Annotated in this window: 15 protein-coding genes and 1 tRNA gene; 13 read left to right on the top strand and 3 right to left on the bottom strand. The window is 60.0% G+C overall.

All coding sequences use genetic code 11. The features are described from left to right. The first annotated feature begins 8 nt into the window (after positions 1-8). The 13 genes from P8A25_RS09775 to P8A25_RS09715 are packed head-to-tail and all read left to right on the top strand — an operon-like array spanning position 9 to position 14,766. Positions 9-1,142: a glycosyltransferase gene (locus tag P8A25_RS09775; RefSeq protein ID WP_215443150.1), complete on the top strand. Its 1,134-nt coding sequence runs from the start codon at positions 9-11 to the stop codon at positions 1,140-1,142. Then, positions 1,139-2,287, top strand: a complete 1,149-nt coding sequence (locus tag P8A25_RS09770; protein WP_215443148.1) for a glycosyltransferase — start codon at positions 1,139-1,141, stop codon at positions 2,285-2,287. Before P8A25_RS09775 ends, P8A25_RS09770 begins: the two co-directional genes overlap by 4 nt. 6 nt (positions 2,288-2,293) lie before the next feature. Further along, positions 2,294-3,319: a glycosyltransferase family 2 protein gene (locus P8A25_RS09765; RefSeq protein WP_022396183.1), complete on the top strand. Its 1,026-nt coding sequence runs from the start codon at positions 2,294-2,296 to the stop codon at positions 3,317-3,319. After that, positions 3,312-4,475, top strand: coding sequence for a polysaccharide pyruvyl transferase family protein (locus P8A25_RS09760; protein ID WP_215443146.1), 1,164 nt, complete (start codon positions 3,312-3,314; stop codon positions 4,473-4,475). Before P8A25_RS09765 ends, P8A25_RS09760 begins: the two co-directional genes overlap by 8 nt. Further along, a complete protein-coding gene (locus P8A25_RS09755; protein ID WP_215443144.1) occupies positions 4,472-5,662 on the top strand; it encodes a glycoside hydrolase family 88 protein in 1,191 nt (396 codons plus the stop codon). Before P8A25_RS09760 ends, P8A25_RS09755 begins: the two co-directional genes overlap by 4 nt. Then, positions 5,659-7,173: a lipopolysaccharide biosynthesis protein gene (locus P8A25_RS09750; protein ID WP_404838677.1), complete on the top strand. Its 1,515-nt coding sequence runs from the start codon at positions 5,659-5,661 to the stop codon at positions 7,171-7,173. Before P8A25_RS09755 ends, P8A25_RS09750 begins: the two co-directional genes overlap by 4 nt. Next, on the top strand, positions 7,170-8,357 hold the full coding sequence (locus tag P8A25_RS09745) for a glycosyltransferase (RefSeq protein WP_215443141.1): 1,188 nt from the start codon (positions 7,170-7,172) through the stop codon (positions 8,355-8,357). Before P8A25_RS09750 ends, P8A25_RS09745 begins: the two co-directional genes overlap by 4 nt. A 1-nt stretch (position 8,358) precedes the next feature. Continuing rightward, the gene (locus tag P8A25_RS09740; protein ID WP_215443139.1) at positions 8,359-9,474 is read left to right on the top strand and encodes a glycosyltransferase family 4 protein; all 1,116 of its coding nucleotides are present in this window, start codon (positions 8,359-8,361) and stop codon (positions 9,472-9,474) included. Next, positions 9,471-10,511 (top strand): glycosyltransferase family 2 protein, encoded by a 1,041-nt coding sequence (locus P8A25_RS09735; protein ID WP_215443137.1) that lies wholly within the window; start codon positions 9,471-9,473, stop codon positions 10,509-10,511. Before P8A25_RS09740 ends, P8A25_RS09735 begins: the two co-directional genes overlap by 4 nt. Further along, positions 10,508-11,626 carry a glycosyltransferase gene (locus tag P8A25_RS09730; RefSeq protein WP_215443135.1) on the top strand — a complete coding sequence of 373 codons (1,119 nt, stop codon included), beginning with the start codon at positions 10,508-10,510 and terminating at the stop codon, positions 11,624-11,626. Before P8A25_RS09735 ends, P8A25_RS09730 begins: the two co-directional genes overlap by 4 nt. Further along, the gene (locus tag P8A25_RS09725; protein ID WP_215443134.1) at positions 11,623-12,513 is read left to right on the top strand and encodes a glycosyltransferase; all 891 of its coding nucleotides are present in this window, start codon (positions 11,623-11,625) and stop codon (positions 12,511-12,513) included. Before P8A25_RS09730 ends, P8A25_RS09725 begins: the two co-directional genes overlap by 4 nt. A gap of 5 nt (positions 12,514-12,518) precedes the next feature. Further along, positions 12,519-13,679, top strand: coding sequence for a glycosyltransferase family 4 protein (locus tag P8A25_RS09720; RefSeq protein WP_215443132.1), 1,161 nt, complete (start codon positions 12,519-12,521; stop codon positions 13,677-13,679). Positions 13,680-13,698: 19 nt separating this feature from the next. After that, complete coding sequence (locus P8A25_RS09715; RefSeq protein ID WP_215443130.1) at positions 13,699-14,766, top strand: glycosyltransferase; 1,068 nt, start codon at positions 13,699-13,701, stop codon at positions 14,764-14,766. A gap of 22 nt (positions 14,767-14,788) precedes the next feature. Here the strand turns inward: P8A25_RS09715 and P8A25_RS09710 are convergent, their stop codons facing one another. The 3 genes from P8A25_RS09710 to P8A25_RS09700 form a co-directional block, all read right to left on the bottom strand. After that, positions 14,789-15,742, bottom strand: coding sequence for a retropepsin-like aspartic protease (locus P8A25_RS09710; RefSeq protein WP_215443128.1), 954 nt, complete (start codon positions 15,740-15,742; stop codon positions 14,789-14,791). A 419-nt stretch (positions 15,743-16,161) separates the two neighbouring features. Continuing rightward, positions 16,162-16,902, bottom strand: coding sequence for a tail fiber protein (locus P8A25_RS09705; protein WP_251827962.1), 741 nt, complete (start codon positions 16,900-16,902; stop codon positions 16,162-16,164). Between the two features lie 357 nt (positions 16,903-17,259). Next, positions 17,260-17,336 (bottom strand) — tRNA-Pro (locus P8A25_RS09700). Between the last annotated feature and the right edge of the window lie 8 nt (positions 17,337-17,344).

Genomic DNA, 17,344 nt, shown 5'->3' with positions numbered 1-17,344 from the left:
CCCGTCTTATGCCGCGTTCCCGTCTGAAAGTCCTGTTCCTGGTGGAATCCCTGTCCGGGGGAGGGGCGGAGAAAGTTCTCTCCGGGCTGGTGCGCGGCCTGGACCGGGAGCGTTTTGACGTGACGGTGTGCACGGTGGTGGACTGCGGTCCGTACCGGGAGGAAGTAGGAAAATACGCGCATTACCGCACCATCGTGGGCGGCCGGGGCTGGCTCTACCGGCTCAAGTACGCTCTGGTGTACCGTTTTCTGCCTGTGGGCTGGATTTACAAGTGGTGCATTGCCGGGGATTACGATGTGGAGGCGGCTTTTACGGAAGGTTTTCCCACGCGCCTTCTTGCAGCCGCTCCGGAAGGGAAGGCCCGGAGGCTGGCGTGGGTCCATGTGGACCTGGAGGCCCGGCCCTGGACGCAGGGGCCGGTGTTCCGGTCGCTGGAGGAGGAAAGGAAGGCTTACGCCCGTTTTCAAACCGTGGCGCATGTGTCGCAAACCGTCAGGGAAGCGTTTGAACGGCGCTTTGGAGCGCATGCCGGGTCCGTCGTCCTGCACAATCCGGTGGACCGGGATGCCGTGCGTTCCGGAGCCTCCGCTGCGGAGGAAGTGCCGGAAAAAAAGTGTTTCCGCTTTGTCTCCGTGGGGCGTCTGGAAGAACAGAAGGGCTTTGACCGGCTGATTGCCGCGCTGGCCCGCTTGAAGGAGCGCGGATGGCAGGCGGAACTGGTGATTCTGGGGGAAGGAAGCCGGAGGCGGGAGCTGGAAGGCCAGGCCGCCGCTCTGGGAGTGGCGGACTCCGTGCTGATGCCCGGCTTCCGGGAGAATCCCTACCCGTGGATGGCCACTGCCGATGTATTCGTATGCAGCTCCCGCAGCGAGGGAATGAGCACCGTGGTCACGGAGGCGCTGGCGCTGGGCCTGCCTGTTCTGGCCGTGGAGTGTTCCGGCGTGCGGGAACAGCTTGGCATGGGAAGGTTCGGGCGCATTGTGGAAAATCATGATGAGGCGCTGGCCGGCGGCATGGAGGATTTCCTTTCCGGCAGGGAATCCTGTGAAGATTGGAGGGAAAGGGCGGCCCGGGGCGGCGATGCGGTTGCTTATGAAAGCGCCGTGCGGAAGGTGGAGCATTTGCTGGAGGAAATGAAATGAAGAAGGTGGCGTTTTTTGTCAACAGCCTGTCCGGCGGCGGTGCGGAAAAAATTCTGCAAACCCTGCTGAACCGCTGGAACGGAAACCGGTGGCAGGTGGTCGTTTATTCCATCAGGAAGGAGGACATCCCGTCCGGCTACCCCCGGAATGTGTCCGTCCGTTTTCTGTTTGACGCCCTCCGGGAGGAGGACGGCCCCTGGGCGCGCCTGCTCGTCAAAATCCGGAACGGCCTGAAATTGCTGGTTTACAGGCATTTCCCTCCTTCCGTTTTCTACCGCTTGTTCATTCGCGGAACCTATGATGTGGAGGCCGCCTTCATTGAAGGCTACGCCACGCGGATCGCCGCCGGCTCCCCCCATGCTGGAAGCCGGAAACTGGCCTGGGTCCACATTGACCTGGCCGCCAACCACTGGACGCTTCCGGCCTACCGGAACGCGGAAGAGGAAAAGGCCGTTTACCGCCGTTTTGACACGGTGGCCTGCGTCTCCCGGAATGTCCGGGACTCCCTGCTGGCCCTGGCCGGTCCGTTGCAGGATGCGCGGGTGGTTTACAACCCCGTGGACGTTCCGCGCGTCCGGGAAAAGGCGGGGAAATCCGTTCCGGAACGTCCGGAAGGGGCCGTCCTGTTCTGCGCTTCCGGCCGTCTCGTCCGCCAGAAGGGCTTTGACCGGCTGGTGACGGCGTGCCGCTATCTGGCTCAGGAGGGCTTCTCCTTCCATCTCTGGATTCTGGGGGAGGGGCCTGAAAGGAAGACGCTGGAACGCATGATCGCGGAGGGGAACCTGCAGGGCAGGATATCCCTGCTGGGGCAACTGGAAAATCCGTATCCCTACGTGAAGGCGGCGGACTGGCTGGTCTGTTCCTCCCGCAGCGAGGGGTATTCCACCGTGATTTCCGAGAGCCTGATTCTCGGCACGCCCGTGGCGGCCACGTTGTGTTCCGGAGTCCGGGAGCAGCTTGGGGACGGGGAATTCGGGTTGATTGCGGAAAACCACCTGCTGGGGCTTTACCGCGCCCTGGAAGATATTCTGACGGGAAAGGCGGACCGCCGGGACTATTGCGGGCGGGCGCTCCGCGGGGGGAGCCGGTTTGACCTGGATGGGCAGATGAATGCCGTGAAAGAACTTTTTGAAGAAACGCGCTGAACCGCCATGCCCTCCGTATCCGTCATTATTCCCGTGTTCAACGCCGCGCGTTTCCTTGAAAAATGCGTGGGGTCCGTGCTGGACCAGACCTTCACGGATTTTGACGTCTGCCTGGTGGATGACGGCTCCACGGACGGGAGCGGCCCGCTGTGCGACAGGCTGGCTTCCGGGGACGAGCGCGTCCGGGTCATCCATCTGGACAGGAACATGGGGGTTTCCGCCGCCAGGAACCGCGGCATGAAGGAAACGGACGGCCGCTGGCTGTGTTTCATTGACGGGGATGACTGGGTGACCCCCTCCTACCTTCAGGAACTGGTCTCCGCCGTGGAGGACGGCGCCTGCGACCTGGTGGTGGAAGGGCTGTGCTCCGTCCGCGCCGGGAAAAAGGATGAAGTGACGGTGCCGCAGCCCATGGAACTGGACGCCAGGCCCGGAGAGGAGGAAGCCTGGGTACGGCTGTTCCGCTCCTTCCTGCTTTTTGGCCCGGTGGTGAAATTGTACCGTCGCACCCTGCTGTCCCGGCATTCCATACGCTTTCCGGAGGACGTTTCCTATGGAGAGGACCTGATGTTCAACATGGCGTACCTGAAATACATCAGGCGTTTGAGAACGGTGGACAAGGCCGGATACTTCTACCGCCGGGCGGAGGAAGGCACCCTGTCCACGCGTTTTGTCCCGGAAAAATTCATCTGGATTGTCAGGCAGTTCCGCCTGGAGCGGAAGTACTTCCATACCAGGGGGCTGGAAGGGGCGTCAATCGAGGAATACCTGGCCTTCCGCTGGTGGGGGCTGGTGTACAACGCCCTGTTTGAAATCTACCGTTTCAGGGACCGGTACGGCCTGGCGGAGCGCATGAAGGCGGTGAGGACCATTGTGGGAACGCCGGAAAACAACCTGCTGCGCGCTTATCCCGGGGTGTTCCACTGTCCCGGGTGGATGAGCATGTGTTTATTCAACCGCTGGCCCTTCTGCCTGTTCCTGCTGATGGAAGGGGCGCGCGCCGGAAAAAATAAATCGAATGGGCATGCATAAGATTCTTTTATATCCCCATGGAGGCAGCGGCAATCACGGCTGCGAGGCGATCGTCAGGTCCACGATGCTGCTGCTCCGTCCCGGACAGGGTGTTCTATTCTCCTCCGCGTGCGGGGAAGACAGGCGTTATGGGCTGGAACAGGTGGTGAGGGTGCTGCCGGAACAGCGGCCCATCCGGAGGTGCTCCTCCGGGTATGCGGGCGCGTGGCTGCGGCGGCGCGTGCTGGGCGTCCGTGACGCCTTTGACCGGCTCGCGTTCGGCGGCATCGTGAAGGAGGGTGCGGACCTGGCCCTGTGCAGCGGCGGGGACAATTACTGCTACGGGGAGCCCGTGCATATTTATTTGCAGAACGACCTGCTGCGCCGCGCCGGCGTGCCCACCGTCCTGTGGGGGTGTTCCCTGGAACGGAAGGATATGAAGGGGCGGATGCTGGAGGACCTCCGGGCCTTTGACCTGATTGTGGCGAGGGAAACCCTGACCTGCGACGCCCTGTTGGAATGCGGGTGCCCCCGCACGGTGCTGTACCCGGACCCGGCGTTTGCCCTTCCGGTGAAGGAGGGGCCTTTGCCGGAGGGCTGGAAGGAAGGGAACATGGTCGGCATCAACGTCAGCCCCCTGATTATCGGCCATGAGGGAAGGGCCGGGTCCGTGATGGAAAACTATGTGCGGCTGGTGGAATACCTGCTGGAAGCTACGGATATGAATGTAGCCCTCATTCCCCATGTGGTGTGGCCCGGCAACGATGACCGGAAGCCGCTGGGCGCGTTGCGGGAGCGTTTCCGGCACACGGGGCGCGTCGTTATGGTTGGGGACGCCCCCTGTGAGGAATTGAAGGGCTGCATTTCCCGGTGCCGTTTCCTGGTGGCCGCCCGTACCCACGCCTCTATTGCCGCCTATTCCACGGGCGTTCCCACGCTGGTGGCGGGATATTCCGTGAAGGCCAGGGGGATTGCCCGCGATTTGTTCGGGACGGAAGACGGCCACGTGCTGCCCGTGCAGGCGATGGATGACCCTGGCGAGTTGAGGAAGGCGTTTGTCCGGATGATGGAAAGGGAGGACGGACTGAAGGCCGCCTATGCGGAAAAAATCCCCGCGTATCGGGAACGCCTGGCGCGTCTGCCGGAAGAACTTTCAACCCTGTTGAAGCGGTCATGATTGCGTACGTTTCCATCTTGTCCGTCCTGCTCCTGCTGGTTCTGGCCGTGGTTTGCGTGGACGCCTGGCGATTCCTGGGAACGCTGGCGGGGCGTTTCCATATCGGGCGCTGGCAGGACCGGCGCGCATGGCAGGAGGCCCTGGCCCGGACGGCCTCCTCATGGACGCGGCGCATGCCCGCCGTGCCCAGGAGGGACCAGGGCAGGCGCATCCTGTGGGAGATGGCGCGGGGAACCTACGCGGACGCCGCCATTCAGGGGTGGCAGGCGGCTGGGTTGTTCCTGGGTCTGCACGCCTATGCCGCGGACAGGAAGGATGAGGCGTTGAAGGAAAAGCTGCGCCGCAGTCTGGAGGAACATGAACTGGTTAGGAATTGCCTGGCCGTTCCGGAGCCGGAACGGTGGGAGGCGGACCGGCTGCTGCTGGATTATGCCGTGCTGGAGGCCGGATGCCGCGGGGCGGACCAGGTGGCGGAGGCTTCCGCCGCATTGCTGGAATCCCTGCGGACGGGGGCGGGAACGCTGGCCTACAGGCGCAGGCAGCCCGGCGTGCGTTACGTGGATGCGATCGGGCTGTCCTGCCCGCTGGCGGCCGCCTGCGCGGCACGTACGGGAAAAGGGGAATACTGGAACCTGGCGGTGAAGCAGGTGGAGGAATATGACATGGCCCTGCTGCCGGGTTCTTCCTTCCCCGCCCATGGCTTTGAAATGGAGCGCGGCTACCCGCTGGGGCTGTATGACTGGTCCCGGGGCCTGGGCTGGTACGCGCTGGGATTGTGTGAGCTTTACCGCCTGATGGCTCGGCACGGGAGGCCGGAGGCGGCTGGAATGGCCCGGCGCATTCTGGCGCTGGCGGAGGAACTGCTGCCCCTGCAAAAGAAAAACGGCGGCTTCGGCTGGATGGTTGCCAGGCCGGAATCCGTGTTTGAATCTTCCGGAACGGCCCTGCTGGGCCTTCTGCTGCTGGCCGCCTACCGCATTTCCGGAGAGGAGCGTTTTCTGAAAGCCGCCTTCCGTGCGGAAAAGGCGCTGATGGGGGTGACGCGCCGCAACGGCGTGCTGGACATGTGCCAGGGGGATACCAAGGGCATCGGCATGTATTCCGACGTGTGGAGCCTGATGCCGTTCGCCCAGGGAATGGCCCTGCGGCTGAGCGTGGAACTCAACGGGGAGGAGGGGAAGGCGTGAGAACGCTGAACTCCGGCAAGAACTTTCTGGTGACCATCAGCCTGATGGCCACGATGACCCTGCTGGGCTTTGTGACGCGCAAGCTGTTCGTCAATGAAATAGGGGTGGAGTACCTGGGCCTCAACGGCCTGCTGACCAACATCCTGGCGGCGGTGACGCTGCTGGAATCCGGCTTTGGAACCAGCGTGGTTTTTCACCTCTACAAGCCTCTGGCGGAGAACGACCGGCCGCGGATTCTGGCCCTGCTGCAATTTTACCGCAAGGTGTACCGCATCATTGCCGCCGCCGTGTTCATCCTGTGCCTGGGCCTGTATCCGTTCCTTGGCTGTTTCATCAAGGACGAGGGGCACCTGGACTACCTGGTGCTGGTTTATTTCATCTTCGTCTTCAACTCCATCCTGCCGTACCTGACGGCGTACAAGAATCCCCTCATCAACGCGGACCAGAAAAATTACAGGCTGGGCGCCATCAACTTCATCTACCAGGTGGGGCTGAACCTGTCCAAGCTGGCCATCCTGTACTGGACGGGCAACTACGTCCTGTACCTGGTGGTGGAATCCCTGTTCCTGGCGGGGTTCAACGTGGCGATGGTGCGCAAGGTGGATGCCCTGTACCCCTACGTCAGGAGCAGGGTCTCCCATGCCCTGGACGCCGTGACGAAAAGCCAGATCGTCGTCAACGTCAAGGCCCTGTTCCTGCACAGCGTGGGCGGCTACTTCATGCATTCCACCAGCAACATCGTCATTTCCAGCTTCGTGGGGCTGGCGGCGGTGGGCTTCTATTCCAACTACATGCTGGTGGTGGGAACCATTTCCACCTTCATCATGCAGGTGATCAACAGCATGGCGGAAAGCGTGGGCAACCTGATCGCCAGTGAGGACAGAGGGCATGTGTACGAGATTTTCAAGAGGGTTTTCCTGATTAACTTTCTGATTTCAGGGGTGTCCTCCATCGTTCTGCTGAACACGCTGAATCCCTTCATCGTCTGGTGGCTGGGGCCTGAATACATGCTCTCCGGGGCCTGCTCGTTCGTCATCATCCTGAACTTCTTCGTGGTGGGCATGAGGCGTTCCGCCATGGTGTTCAAGACCAAGGCGGGCATCTTCCACCAGGACCGGTACTCCCCGCTTCTCCAGGGCGTGATCAACGTCGCGCTTTCCGTCACGCTGGTGCAGTGGTGGGGGATTACGGGCGTGCTGCTGGCCGCGACGCTCAGCCTTCTTTCCATCGGCGTCTGGCAATTCCCCCGGCTGGTGTACAGGCATGTATTCCACCAGCCCCTGAGGCGGTACTTCATCACATACGGATGGTACCTGCTGCTGGCGGCGGCGGGATATGCGCTGACGTATCCCCTCTGCGCCCGTTCCTATTTTTCCTCCCCCCTGGCGAACCTGTTCATGTGGGGCATTATTTCCGTAGTCATTCCGCTGGGCCTGGACGTACTCGTGCTGTTCAGGACGTCCCCCTTCCGCGGGCTGATGGGCCACATGCGCACGCTGGCATGCAGATGAAACGTATATTCATAGCCATTCAATACATGGAGCTGGGGGGCGCGGAACGCGCTCTTCTGGGGCTGCTGGATGCGCTGGACGCCTCCCGTTTCCAGGTGGACCTGTTCGTTTACCGCCATTCCGGAGAGCTGATGCCGCTGATTCCGGATAAAGTGAACCTTCTGCCGGAACTTCCCTCCTACCGTGCGCTGTCCCGTCCGGTAAAGGACATCCTGAAGGAAGGGAGGCTGGGCATTGCCGCCGCGCGCCTGTGGGCCAAGCGGCGTTCCGCCCGTTTTGGAAAACGGCTGGAAGGCCGTGAAAACTACGCCGTCTTTGACGATGCCGCCGCCGCCGTCTCCCCGTTTCTTCCTTCCCTGAAAAAGCTGGGCGTGTATGACTTGGCCATCAGCTTCCTGACGCCCCACCGCATCGTCCGGGACAAGGTGCTGGCCCGCAGGAAAATAGCCTGGATTCATACGGACTACTCCTCCATCGGAATCAATGTGGAGCGTGAATTGCCGGTGTGGCGCAGCTATGACCGCATCATCTCCATTTCCCCCCAGGCCGGGAGGGGCTTCCTGTCCCGCTTTCCGGAACTGGAGGATAAGCTGGTGGAGATGCAGAACATCGTTTCCCCGGAAGCGGTGAGGGAACAGGCCGCTCTGGAAGACGTTTCCGCCGTGATGGAGGGGGCCCCGTCCCTGTGCACCGTGGGAAGGTTCTCCCATGCCAAGGGGATGGACCGCGCCGTCAGGCTGGCCGCGCGCCTGGTGGCAATGGGGATGGAAAAACTGCGCTGGTACCTCATCGGCTACGGGGATGAAATGTCCCTGCGCCGTGAAATTGCCGCCTGCGGCATGCGGGAACACGTGGTCATTCTGGGAAAAAAGGCCAACCCCTACCCGTACATGGCCGCCTGCGGGCTGTATGTGCAGCCGTCCCGGTATGAGGGAAAGGCCGTGGCGGTGAGGGAGGCGCAGATATTGGGACGGCCCGTAGCCATTACAAACTTTCCGACCTCCGCCGGGCATCTGGAAGACGGCGTGGACGGAATCATCATCCCCAATGACGAGGACGGCGCCGCGCTGGCCCTGTTCCGGCTGCTGAAGGATGACGCGCGCCTGGAAAGCCTGTCTGAGGAATGCCGGAGGCGTGACTACGGCAACCGTGATGAAATCCTGAAACTGGAGGCATTGATCTGACATGGGAAGACGGCTTTTATACATCACCAACGGCATCGCCGGAGCGGGAGGGCTGGAACGGGTGCTCTCCGTCCGGACGCGCCTGCTGGCGGAACGGTACGGGGATGAAATCCATATCCTGACGCTGAATGAAGAAGGAAAGGAGCCTTTTTATGACTTCTGGCCCGGCATTCACGTCCATGACGTGCGCATGCAGGGAAATCCCGCCGCGAGGCTGAAGGCCTGGGCAAGCGGTGTTCGGAAGGCGGTGCGCGCCGTCAAGCCTGCTGTCGTTTCCGTTTGCGACGACGGCTTCAAGGGGTTCTGGATTCCCTTCCTGCTGACGGGCTGCGGCTGCCCCGTGGTCTATGAACGCCACGTTTCCCGGCTGATTCAGGCGGACGGCCTGAAATCTTCCGCTCTCATGAAACTGGAATTCGCCCTGATGCGGTTCCTGGGAAAACGCTTCTCCCGTTTTGTGGTGCTGACGCCCGGCAACCGGGAGGAATGGCCCATGGCGAATGTGGAGGTGATTCCCAATCCCCTGCCGTTTTATCCGGAGGCACCCTCTTCCGGAAAAGAAAAAAGAGTGATTGCCGTCGGCAAGGTTTCCCCCCAGAAAAACTACGGAGCGCTTCTGGCCGCCTGGAAAAAGGCGCACGGTAAATTTCCGGAATGGAAGCTGGAGCTGTTCGGAGCGGAGCGGGATGGTGGAAAGCTGAGGGAGGAAATACGCCGGGAAGGGCTGGAAGAAAGTTTTCTGCTGCATCCGCCCACCCGGAGGATCATGCGGGAATATCTGCGGTCTTCTATCTGCGCCATGTCTTCCCGGTATGAAGGCTTCGGCATGATGCTGGCTGAGGCCATGGCGTGCGGCGTGCCGTGCGTGGCCTTTGACTGCCCCTGCGGCCCCGGCGACATCATCCGCCATGGGGAGGACGGCCTTCTGGCGCGGCCGGGAAAGGTGGCGGAACTGGCTTCCGCCCTGGAACTTCTGATGGGGAATGAAAAACTGCGCGCCTCCATGGCCGCGAAAGCGCGGGAAAATGTGAAGCGGTACGCGGCTGAAACGGTGACGGCCCAATGGGACGGCCTGTTCCGCCGCATCCTTCAGGAAAGGAAAGGAGGCAGGCCGTGATTTCCGTCATCGTTCCCGTCTATAACGCGGAGGCTTATCTCTCCCGCTGCCTGGAAAGCATTCTGAACCAGACGTACCGGGATATTCAGGTCATCTGCGTGAATGACGGTTCCACGGACTCCAGTGGGGACATGCTGGAAGAACTGCGCCGCCGGGATGGCCGGGTGCAGGTGGCTTGCCGGGAAAACTCCGGCTTGTCCGCCTCCCGGAATGCCGGGCTGGAGCTGGCGGAAGGGGAATGCGTGATGTTTGTGGACGCTGACGACTGGCTGGACGAACACGCGTGCGAGGCCGCCATGGAAGCCATGCTGGGAAGGGACGCGGACATCGTGTTCTGGAGTTATGCCAGGGAATATGGAACGGCGTCCGCCCCGGTGCTGTTCTGGCGGGAGGAGCGGGTGTTTGAAGGGGAATCCATGGAATGGCTGAGGAACCGGCTCCTGGGGCCGTCCGGGGCTGAACTGGGGCGTCCGGAACGGCTGGACTCCTACGGTACGGCCTGGGGCAAGCTCTACAGGCGTTCCCTGTTCCGGGAAGGGGAAGCCTCCTTCGTGGACACCGCCCTGATCGGCTCCGCGGAAGACGTGCTCTGCAATCTTTCCCTGTTCCGGGCGGCCCGCAGGGCGGTGTACATCCCCACCACCTTCTACCATTACCGGAAGACGGCGGCGGGAGCCCTGACCAAGCGGTACAAGCCGGAGCTGGCGGACCAGTGGGAGGAACTCTTCCGCCGGATGGAGCGGCAGGTGCGGGAAAGTGGAGCTTATCCGGAAGCGGAGCAGGCCCTGCGGAACCGCATGGCGCTCTCCGTCATTTTCCTGGGCTTGAACGTCTGCGACGCTCCGGCCTCCTCCTTCCGGAAATGCCGTATTCTCCATGAACTGCTGAAACGGGACTGGTGCCGGACGGCGGTCAGGGAGCTGCCTCTGGCGCCTCTCCCCCCGCATTGGAAAGCGTTTTTCCTGACCGTGAAACTGGGATGCGTGCCCGGTTTGTACCTGTTCCTTCTGACCATTAAAAGAATTCTGGCAAAATGACCCCTCAACGAGTGCTCATGGTATTCACCATCATGAACCGCGGCGGAGCGGAAACGATGGTGATGAATTATTACCGCCACATGGACCGCAGCAGGCTCCAATTTGATTTCCTGGTGCACCGGGAGACGCCCGGCATTTATGAAGAGGAAATCCGGAGGCTGGGAGGGCGGATTTACAGGCTGCCGCCCATCACCCTGCGCGGTCTGGCGGCGTATCAGGAAAAAATAGCGGCTTTTTTTGACGGACATCCGGAATACAAGCTGGTTCACGGCCATTGTTCCGAGCTGGGCTACTGGGTATATCGTGAGGCGGCGGCGCGGAACATTCCGTTCATTGCGGCGCATGCCCACAGCTCTCCGGTAGGAATCGATAAAAACTCCCTGTTCCGCTTCGTGCTCAAGCACCTGATGCGTCCCTGCCTGACGCACCGCTTCACGTGCAACGAACTGTGCGGGCGCTGGCTTTTCGGCCGCAGGGGCGCGCGTGACGCCATCGTCGTCCGGAACGCCATTGACGCGGGGCGGTTCACCTATTCCCCGGAGGTCCGGGAGCGGGTGCGGAAGGAAATGGGCTGGGAAGGCAGGCTGGTAGTGGGCCACATCGGAAATTTTTCCTGGCCCAAAAACCACGAATTCCTGCTGTGCGTCTTCCGCGCCCTGCTGGCGGTAAGGCCGGACGCCCTGCTGGCGCTGGTGGGAAGCGGCGGGGAAGGGGAGGGCAGGATCCGGCAGGAGGCGGAGCGGCCTGAATGGGACGGCAGCATCCGCCTGCTGGGCGGCAGGGATGACGTTGCCGCCCTGGTGCAGGGGATGGATGTCTTTGTCTTCCCCTCCCGGTTTGAAGGCTTCGGCATTGCGATGCTGGAAGCGCAGGCGGCGGGGCTGCCCGTGGTGGCGTCCGACCGGGTGCCGGGGGATGGAGCGGTGGTCCCGGGCCATGTGAATTTTATGTCCCTGAAAAAATCCCCCGCCGCCTGGGCGCGGAAAATAGCGGAACTGGCGGACGGCTGGCAACGGACGGATGCGTCCGCCTTCATCCGTGAAGCGGGGCTGGACATCGTCCGCAATGCGGAAAAGCTTCAGGAACTCTATCTGTCACGGGGAGGTGAAGCATGAAACCTCTGCTCACCGTCTTCACGCCCTCCTTCAATAGGGCGGACTGCCTGCGCCACTGCTACGAAAGCCTGCGGCGGCAGACCTGCCGTGATTTTATCTGGCTGGTGGTGGATGACGGCTCCACCGACGGCACGGAGGAACTGGTGAAGGAATGGATGCGGGAAGGCGCGCTGGACATACGCTGCCACCATCAGGAAAACGGAGGCATGCATGCCGCCCACAATGCCGCGTATGAATTGATGGACACGGAACTTAATGTCTGCCTGGATTCTGACGACCTGATGCCGGAAGACGCCGTGGCCTCCATTCTGGAATTCTGGGAACGTTACGGAAGTGACCGTGTGGCCGGACTGGCAGGGCTGGATGCGGACGTGAAGACGGGGGAACTCATCGGCACGGCCTTTGCAGGGGATGTGCAGGAAACCACATTGACCGGGTTTTATGCGGCGGGAGGCCGCGGAGACAAGAAGCTGGTGTACCGCACCGCGCTGATGAAGCAATTGCCGCCGTATCCCGTCTTTCCCGGTGAAAAATACGTGGGGCTGGGCTACAAGTACATGCTGGCGGACCGCGTCGCCCCGCTGCTTACGATGAACAAGGTGCTTTGCCTGGTGGAATACCGGGAGGACGGCTCCTCCAGGAACATGTTCCGCCAATACGTGCTCAACCCGCGGGGATTCGCCTTTCTGCGGAAGGTGGGAATGAAATACCAGCCCTCCCGGCGTCGGCGGTTCATGGAGGCGGTTCATTACGTCTCCGCCTCCCTGCTGGCCCGCAATCCGGTTTTTTTGCGGGAATCACCGCGGCCGTTGCTGACTCTGGCGGCCCTGCCGTTTGGAGTGGTCCTGACGGGCCTCATTCTGGCCAAAAACGGAAGAAAGGAATAACGGAGATGAAAATAGCCTATGTACTGGATGATCTGGACGCGGCGGGCGGCATTCAGGCCGTGACGCGCGCCAAGGCTGCCGCCCTGGCCGCCATCCCCGGCAATGAAATAATGCTGGTGACGGCCAATGATTCCCGGAGAACCGCTTCCTCCCTCCCTCCGGGCGTGAAGGTGGTTCACCTGGGTGTGAACTACTATGAGGACGACTGGAAGGGATTCCTGTATGTGCTGAAGGGCATTCTGGTCCGGCGCAGGAGGCATGCGAAAGCTCTGCGGAAGGCGCTGGATGAACTCCGTCCGGATATAGTCGTCTCCGTAGGGCAGTCGGAAAAATTCATGATACCGCGCCTGTCGCGCGGCAAGCCGTGGAAAACCGTGCGCGAATTCCACTACTCCGGAACGTACCGGAAGGACTATGCGCGGCTTCAGGGGGGAATCCGTGCGCGCGTGGTGGCTGCTCTTTCCGACTTCTATGAATTCGGCCTCCGCAGGGGAACCTATGACGCTATCGTCGTTCTCACCCGGCAGGACCGGGAAGAAAACTGGAAGGGCAGGCGGGGAGTGCATGTCATCCCCAATCCGTGCGTATGGCGGCCGGAGCGGGTTGCTCCCCTGGAACGTCCGCGGGCTGTGGCCGTTGGGCGGCTGGTTCCGGTGAAGGGATTCGGCCTGCTGGTACGCGCGTGGGAAAAAGTGGCCGCCGTTCATCCGGACTGGAAACTGGAAATTTGGGGGGACGGTCCGGAGCGCGGTTCTCTTGAACGCCTGGTCCGGGAAAAAGGGCTGGAAAAAAACGTGCTGCTGCGCGGAGCTACAGGGGAGGTGCAGGAAAAACTGCTTCAATCCTCCATGCTGGTATTCCCCTCTCTCTTTGAAGGCTTCGGCATGGTGCTGGTGGAAGCCATGGCGTGCGGCGTGCCGTGCGTGGCTTTTGAATGCCCGTGCGGTCCGCGGGACGTCATTTCCCCGGAAGAAGACGGCCTGCTGGTTCCCCCCGGGGATACGGACGCCCTGGCCCGAGCCATCATCCGGCTGATGGAACAGCCGGAGCTAAGGAGCCGCATGGGGGAAGCCGCCCGGAACAAGGCGGCCCGTTATGCGATGGATGCCGTCTGCGCCGCGTGGATGGACCTCTTCCGTCAATTAAACTCTTCTTCATCACGCTAACCTTTATTTTCATAAAAACATGCCGCTCGTTTCCATCATCATTCCCTGCTATAACGTAGCCCCCTTCATGAAAAAATGCCTGGATACCGTCTGCGCCCAGACGCTCCGGGACATTCAAATCATCTGCATCAACGACGGCTCCGGGGATGGAACCCTGGATATCCTGAAGAAATATGAAGCCGCGGATGAACGGTTCGTCGTCATCGACCAGCCGAATGCGGGCGTGGCGGCGGCGCGGAACGCCGGGCTGGATGCGGCTTCCGGGGAATACATCGGCTTTGTGGACCCGGACGACTACATTTCCCCCGTCATGTTCCAGCGCCTGTATCTGGCGGCGGAGGAATACCGGGCGGACGTGGCGTGCATGGGGGCGACGATTGCGGGGGACATGCCCCTCTCCGTCCGCTGGAGCATGCTCAACGGCCTGCAATGCCCGGAATGGCATTGCGGTAACTATGACTTCACGACGATGGGTCCGTTCAGCGAACTGTGCTGGGACAAGCTGTACCGGGCGGAATTCCTGAAAAAAACGGGTCTGCGCTTCAGGGCGGGGATGTGGCAGGGGAGCGACGCCCTCTTCAACAACCTGCTCCAGCCCTATGTGAAAAGAATCGTGAAAATACCGGACTGCCTGTACATCTACCGTCCTACCCGCCCGGACTCCCTGGTGAACGTGTACAAGGCCCCGGACAAGAAGGGTTCCGGATTCTATCCTGCGCTGGAACGCATTGACCTCATTGCCGCGGCCTACCGGGACCAGGGTTGTCTGGAAAAAGCCAGGATCACGGTGCTGAACTGGCTGAACGGTAGTATCCAGCTCTTCTCCTCCAATCTGCTGAACCAGACGGCAGCGGAAAAAAAGAAGGCTCTGGACGCCGTGCGCGCGTTGCTGGACAAATATGAATGGCGTGAGTTCGTCAAATCCCCGGAATCCCCCTTCCGCCTGCTGAGACACATTGCCAAGGGGAACGACTTCCGCGTTCGGTGCGCCCTCTTCGGCATCTACCGCGTTCTGCATTCCCGGCTGGGAACGAAGCTGGTGGACCTCTGCACCCGCATCATCAACCTGCGCGGAAGCGCCCGGTAGGGTGGAGCGTTGACGGAACGCCTTACTTCCCGGGGGAAAGGGCCGGGTCCGGCTGCGGACAGAGCAGGCAGTCGTAAAACGGGGTGTAAAGCAGATTGTTGGGAATCAGGTAAATATACCCTTCCCGGGAATCATAGACCATGTTGAACCGTTTCAGCAGGTTGTTGCCCATGACGCCGTCCATTTCCGCGATGCTCTGAATACCGCTGGTGACGGTGGAGAAGGCGCCGGGGATGAGCGGAAGCTTGCAGCCGCCCAGTTGGATGCTGTCGAACATGACGTTTTCCAGAACCCCGGTATGGGAATCCGAACTGGAAATGCGGGAAATGGAAAAGGGCGTCTGGCTGCCCAGCAAATGATGTTTTTTGACGAAAGGCGTATTGAGGTCCAGAACGCGGTCGGAGCCGGTATCCACGGATAAACGGAGCTGGTGGGTTTTTCCGTTGACCGTCACTTGTGCGGGGACAATCGGAACGCCCATCACGTACTCAATCTTCAGGCGGATGGCATTCGCCGGCGGCGTATAGGAACCGTGCGGATACAGGTAAATCTTCCGATCGGTGTAGTTTACTTCCGTTACCTGCCGTTGGATGAACCAAAGGCCCAGCACGCCGTCCCACTGGTCCGGTGAATAGGGAATGGCAATAAATGGAACGTGCTCCAGGCTTCGTCCTCCGATGGCGAATTGGTTCTCCGTGCTTCCGCGGACTTCATCGGACCCTGTGGCGCCATGGTTGACGACGGTCTCGTTGAATTCCATGGGAACGCCTTTCAGGGAATTGGTGCTGATGACCATGGATGTGGCTCCGGTATCAAAAAGAAAACGCAGGGGACGGCTGCCATTGATGCTCCCCTTCACGTAAATGCGGCTGGCAGTGCCCAGCTCAAAGGGAATGCTGTCAATAGGAACATTGGCCGCCTGTGCAGGGAAAAAAGGGACCAGTAAAATAGACAGAAACGACAGGATTTTTTTCATACGCATTATCTTTTATACCAGTGAGGTGGGGTTTTTCATGAGAACAGATGTCCGGACATTTTACGATGTCAGCCTATCTTTTGTTCAGCAACAGGTGGTTTATAGCAGGAGACTACCGGAGCCAACAGTGTAAAAAATGTTTTTCATCAAATATTAAGAATATTCTTTTTTCAGAAGAAGGATGGATGCAAATGTGATTCGTTTCATTACATGATGGTGAAATACAGCTTCTGAGTAAAGAAAGGCTCTATTCGTCCCTTAAATGGAAAGAAAAACCGCCGAAAGCAGGATACTCGCGGCGGTTGGAGATGGTTGCTGCCACTGGTTTTGACGCTGAAGCGTTCAAATATTCCTTTGGGTAAAAGATAAAACAGGCGTGAGATTCAACCAACTGTAATGTTTTTATTAATAGATATAGTCTAGTACTTGATAATGGGTATCAAAGCCATATTGACAGGGCGGTTTTCGTCGGCCGTCGGAACAGAGTCGGAGGCGTCAAAAATCAGAGTGCTGGTAAATCTGTCCGTATATTGTGTATGTCCTCCGTATGTTTGATTTTTACCTGTCATTTTTGAAAACACGCCAGTTCCCCCTGATGGGCCAATTGAAATATTTGTTTGCAGTTTCCCTGTAATATTGCGGATAGCATCCCCTTGCACGCTACCTACAGTTCTCTCTGTAGAAGTGGAACGGATGAACAGCCCGCTGTCTTTTGTCAAGTCGGGAAGGGCGAAGGTAGTTACGCTATCGCCGCCATAGGTGGTGCTGATTGCCGCGTACAATTCCGGATACTGACTGATTTGGAGAGTCGTGCCATTGCATTCCAGCCAGCCGTTCGGGACTGTGCTGCCGCAGAACCACATGAAGCAGCCAGGAGGCACGCTGGAACCTTGCGGACCTTCGGGACCAGCGTCACCTTTATCCCCCTTGTCCCCTTTGGGGCCCTGTGGACCGGCAGGGCCCTGGATGCCGGGATCCCCCTTGGGCCCTTGAGGTCCTTGCGGGCCCGGATCTCCCTTGTCTCCTTTAGAGCCTTGACCGCCTGAGTTCCATTTTTCCTTTTCCTGTGCCGTGACGTGAATGCTTGCGTTTCCTGCATGAGCGGAAAATTCATTCTGCGTGGTCATCAGGATTCCGTTAATCGTGATAATCTCATTCATGATTGTTGTTTAATTGGTTCGGGATAACCCCGGCTGGTGAACATCCTGTTTTTCCTTGGATACATATCTCCTGATTACTCGGGAACCTGTTTCAGGACAGACACCTTGCGAAAGGAATTTGCATGTATTTCAAAAAGAAGTCATCCCGCATGCAACGTCAGGCGGAAACGCCAAATGGGCAGAATACAACGATTCCACGTGCTTTTCTCCTTTTCCTAATTTTTCCGCATTGACGCGGGCTCATGGATAGAAAGACCCACATCCCCATGATGTTGAGAGGCAGGCGGACGGCAATTATTTCAATATGCCGGAAAATGAAAAACCGCCGTAAGCTTTTCAACTTACAGCGGTTAAAAGTGGTCGGGTTGACAGGATTCGAACCTGCGACCCCCTGCACCCCATGCAGGTGCGCTACCAGACTGCGCTACAACCCGATAAAATC

The sequence above is a fragment of the Akkermansia sp. BCRC 18949 genome (genome assembly GCF_045011645.1).
In the GTDB taxonomy this organism is placed as follows: Bacteria; Verrucomicrobiota; Verrucomicrobiia; order Verrucomicrobiales; family Akkermansiaceae; genus Akkermansia; species Akkermansia massiliensis.
The sequence above is the reverse complement of the archived record's forward strand: the minus strand, read 5'-3'. Positions and strand labels throughout refer to the sequence as shown.